Raw genomic sequence first — 4,053 nt, 5'->3', positions numbered from 1 at the left:
GGCTATCGAACTCCGGTAGCCATGGAAGCCTTGGCAGCATGAGAAATGACCTTAACCCTATAACCGTGTCCAGTATCGTTTGACCAGATCAACCCCAGCCCTCTCCCCCAAGGGGGCGATGGGGAAAGGGAGCAGATCTTCAAGCCTTTCAAAATCTGAGTACGACTCGGTTTTCCAGGTCGATGTATCTTCAACAATCACCTAGGTCAGTTCCCTCTCCCTCTGGGGGAGGGCTGTTTCCAGCTTTGGAAAACAATGCCAAGGCAAACGCAAAACAAAAAAAGGCGCCCCAAAGGACGCCAAAAAATTCACCTCTTTCCAAAGGAGCAAGGAGCTTCTAAAGGTGAATGTGCATTGCTCGTAAACTCAGAGAATCGCCAACGGATACTCGACAATCACCCGCACTTCATCCAGGTCCGACTCGAATGCCGTGGCGCGAGTGGTGGCCTGGCGCAAGCGCAACGACATGTCCTTCAACGAACCACTCTGCACCACGTATTTCACTTCGATGTTTCGCTCCCAACGCTTCTGGTCGGTCAGTGGATTGCCGTCGCCATCGCGGCGCATGTACACGGCGTTGGCGTTGGAATAGTCGGCGTCGGTGCCGCGCGCATAACGGGTCATGAACGACAGACCGGGCACGCCATAGGTGGTCATGTCGAGGTCGTAGCGAACCATCCATGAACGTTCTTTCGGTGAGTTGAAGTCGCTGTACTGGATGGAGTTGTCGAGGAAGATCGAATCGGACTGGCGCAGGTAATCGAAGTCGTCGTTACCGTTGTTGCGCTGATGCGAGAGGGCGACGGAATGCGCGCCGAATTTCACGCCGGCACGGCCGCTCCAGATGTTGTTGTCGAACTCCCCGAGCAGTTGTTTGCCTTCGTCGACAGCCTTGTAATAGTTCAGACCACCGAACAGCGACAGGTCATCCGACAGCGGATATGTCCACGCGGTGCCAGCGTAGTACTGGTTCCAGGCATCCTTGAGGCGGCTGGAATACAGGCTGAAACTGAGGTTTTTGTTCAGTACATAATCGCCGCCGCCGTAAGCGATCCATGGCGAATCGACCGGGCCGGCATAGAAGGTCGCGAAGTTCTCGCGCATGTCGCTGGACACCGGTTGGCTCATCGCATGCAGTCGACCACCCTGAACTGAAAGACCTTCAATACTGGTGTTGGTCGCCGTCACGCCGCGAAAGCTTTCCGGCAGCAAACGCGAGTCACCGGCCGCGACCACCGGGTTGGCCGGGAATACATCGCCGACCCTGACCACTGTATCGAATGCCCGCACTTTCGCGGCGCCACCGACCTTGGTGTATTCATCCCGCGCCTCGCCGTCACTGTTGACCGGCAGCACATCAAACGAACTACGGCCACCGTTGCGCCCGTCACCGGTGTCGAGTTTCAAACCGATCATCGCAAACGCATCAACACCGACCCCTACGGTGCCTTGGGTAAAGCCGGATTCGAACTTGCTGATCACTGCATGCGACCAGGCTTCGGAATAACCGTTGCCGGTCGGGCTGGACTCGCCGTTGCGGTGATCACGATTGAAGTAGAAGTTACGGTTGAGCACCGTCAGGCTGCTGCCTTCGATAAAGCCTTCGGCTTTTTCTTCTGCAAACACCATGGACGGCCCGGAGCCGACCACCACCGCTAAAGCGGCCATCGACATTTTTGTATTGTTAACCATCAAACACTCCTTGGGTTCGGCAGAACGGGAACGTGCTTCGGCGTGGGTTTTATTGTTCGACGGGCAAGCGCCCGCCGGCATGGTCGCCGGGTGACATCGTTGCAAGCTGCGGATAACGCCAAGGTGATGAGGGAATTACAATTTCGTCATGTGGATGGGGCAAAGGCCTTGGATATCAGGTCAGGGCTGCGAGTTGTTCGATTGTCTGCGGAAAACGCTCCACCAGACGGATCAAGGTTGTTGCCTGAGCATTGGGTGTTGCTCGTCCTTGCTCCCAGTTTTCGAGCGTTCGCGTGTTGGTGCGTAGATACATCGCGAATACTGACCGAGAAAGATTAAGTTGCTGACGGATGGCTACCACTTCCTCCGCAGTGATTGGCATCAGTTTTGGCAACTGAACCTTGTGGGTACGCAAGGTGATTTTGCCTTGGCGTTCATCGGCCAGTGCTTCGAGTCCATCCATCAGTTCGGAAAAAATGTCACGTTTCATAGTGGCTTCTCGCGTTGAGTTCTCTATCCAGTGTTTTTCTGAAAAGTTTTTTCTGGGCAGGCGTCAGATGGTCCTGCTCGTTTTTGTTGTAGACGGTAAAGAGCCAGAACTGATCGAAGCCTGACCACCAGTAATAAATCACTCGTAATCCGCTGCGTTTACCTTTCCCTCTTCGTTGGTCGCCAAAGCGAATTTTACGAAGCCCGCCTGTGTCCTCGATGAGATCGCCTGCTTCCGGATTTTTCAGCAACTCCAGTTGAAAGCTGCGAAACAGATCGTCATCCAGATAGTCGTCTCGGTGCTTCTGAAACACAGGTAATTCGATAAATAGAGCATCCATGTTCTGTACGTTACCTACGTATAGTGTTGTCTCGAAAATCGAATCGGTCAAGGCTTCCTGGCCTTGCTTTTCGTCCCTTTTTCAACGGTAGACGCCGGTCGTAAAAACACCTGTAGGACGAATCGCCGCGTGTGGTGAGAACGTTCGATTGATCTATGAAGAGACTTCGCAATTGCCGTGTCGGAACAATCCCGCAGCAGTGTCCAACGCCGAATCGCGATAGCGGCGGGGGGCAGGGTATGAAGAGGCTGAATGTGCCGACGCCTTCGCGAGCAGGCTCGCTCCCACAATGGTCCAGAGTGGTTACAGACTTTGTGAAACCATCGAAACCTGTGGGAGCCGGGCTTGCCCGCGATGAGGCCAGCGCAAGCGCTCGAGATGCTAAATCCCACAAAAACAAAAACGGCACCCGAAGGTGCCGTTTTCATGTGTAGCCAGCCGAGCTATCAGCCCGCCAGACCCGCCTGCTGAACCAGAGTCAGCAATGGCTGCGGGTAAACGCCGAGGAAGAACGCAACCAGGGCGATGGCCAGCAGCATCACGCCGCCTGCCTTCTGTTCCCAGTGCAGTTGCGCATCGTGGCGACGCAGGTTTGGCTCGATCAGGTACAGGGTGACCATCACGCGCAGGTAGTAGAAGACGCCGATGGCGCTGCCCAGTACCAGCGAACCGACCAGCCACCATTGGTGCGACTCGACACCGGTGGCGATGATGTAGAACTTGCCGATGAAGCCTGCGGTCAGCGGGATACCGGCCAGGGACAGCATCATCACGGTCAGTACGGCGGTCAGGTACGGACGGCGCCAGAACAGGCCGCGGTACTCGTACAGGGCGTCTGCGTCACGGCCGTTGTACGGCGAGGACATCAGAGTGATCACACCGAACGCGCCAAGGCTGGTGATCACGTAGGTGACCAGGTAGACGCCGATGGCTTCTACCGCCAGACCCTTGCTCGCCACCAGTGCGATCAGCAGGTAGCCGAAGTGCGCGATGGACGAGTAACCGAGCAGACGCTTGAGGTTGCTCTGGGTCAGGGCCAGCAGGTTACCGAACAGGATCGAGGCGACGGCGATCACGCTCAGCACGTCGCTCAGTACGCCACTGCTTGCAGCAGGGGAGATCTGGAACAGACGCACCATCACCGCAAACACTGCCACTTTCGACGCGGTCGCGAGGAACGCTGCGACCGGTGCCGGAGCACCTTCGTAGACGTCCGGCGTCCACAGGTGGAACGGTACCAGCGACAGCTTGAACGCCAGACCGATCAGCATCATGCCCAGGCCCAATTGTGCCAGCGGGCTAGGCAGACCAGTGGCAGCCAGTGCCTGACCGATACCGACGAAGCTCAGCGAACCGGCGTCTGCGTACAGCAGCGCCATACCGAACAGCAGGAACGCGGAACCGGCGGCCGACAGCACCATGTACTTGATACCGGCTTCCAGCGAACGCTTGTTGAAGAAGGCATAAGCCACCAGACCGTAGACCTGCACAGACAGCAGTTCCAGACGGATGATCAAGCCGGCCAGGTGCT

Annotated in this window: 4 protein-coding genes; all 4 read right to left on the bottom strand. The window is 56.6% G+C overall.

Features of this window, described 5'->3' with window-relative positions; all coding sequences use genetic code 11:
• Positions 1-366 precede the first annotated feature (366 nt).
• Positions 367-1,692 carry an OprD family porin gene (locus ACIOVB_RS27075; protein ID WP_401272222.1) on the bottom strand — a complete coding sequence of 442 codons (1,326 nt, stop codon included), beginning with the start codon at positions 1,690-1,692 and terminating at the stop codon, positions 367-369.
• Positions 1,693-1,867: 175 nt separating this feature from the next.
• On the bottom strand, positions 1,868-2,182 hold the full coding sequence (locus ACIOVB_RS27070; RefSeq protein ID WP_007964870.1) for a DNA-binding transcriptional regulator: 315 nt from the start codon (positions 2,180-2,182) through the stop codon (positions 1,868-1,870).
• On the bottom strand, positions 2,172-2,522 hold the full coding sequence (locus ACIOVB_RS27065; protein WP_401272221.1) for a toxin: 351 nt from the start codon (positions 2,520-2,522) through the stop codon (positions 2,172-2,174). The genes ACIOVB_RS27070 and ACIOVB_RS27065 overlap by 11 nt, the downstream gene beginning before the upstream one ends.
• 446 nt (positions 2,523-2,968) lie before the next feature.
• A partial coding sequence (gene nuoN, locus ACIOVB_RS27060) for an NADH-quinone oxidoreductase subunit NuoN (RefSeq protein WP_401272220.1) occupies positions 2,969-4,053 on the bottom strand: 1,085 nt, incomplete at its 5' end.

This window comes from Pseudomonas sp. NPDC087639 (assembly GCF_044743385.1).
Lineage (GTDB): Bacteria > Pseudomonadota > Gammaproteobacteria > Pseudomonadales > Pseudomonadaceae > Aquipseudomonas.
The sequence above is the reverse complement of the archived record's forward strand: the minus strand, read 5'-3'. Positions and strand labels throughout refer to the sequence as shown.

What these genes read in the sequence shown, in the direction of transcription:
- ACIOVB_RS27075 (WP_401272222.1), bottom strand. Translation starts at nt 1,692, where the DNA reads ATGGTTAACAATACAAAAATGTCGATGGCCGCTTTAGCGGTGGTGGTC.
- ACIOVB_RS27070 (WP_007964870.1), bottom strand. Translation starts at nt 2,182, where the DNA reads ATGAAACGTGACATTTTTTCCGAACTGATGGATGGACTCGAAGCACTG.
- ACIOVB_RS27065 (WP_401272221.1), bottom strand. Translation starts at nt 2,522, where the DNA reads ATGGATGCTCTATTTATCGAATTACCTGTGTTTCAGAAGCACCGAGAC.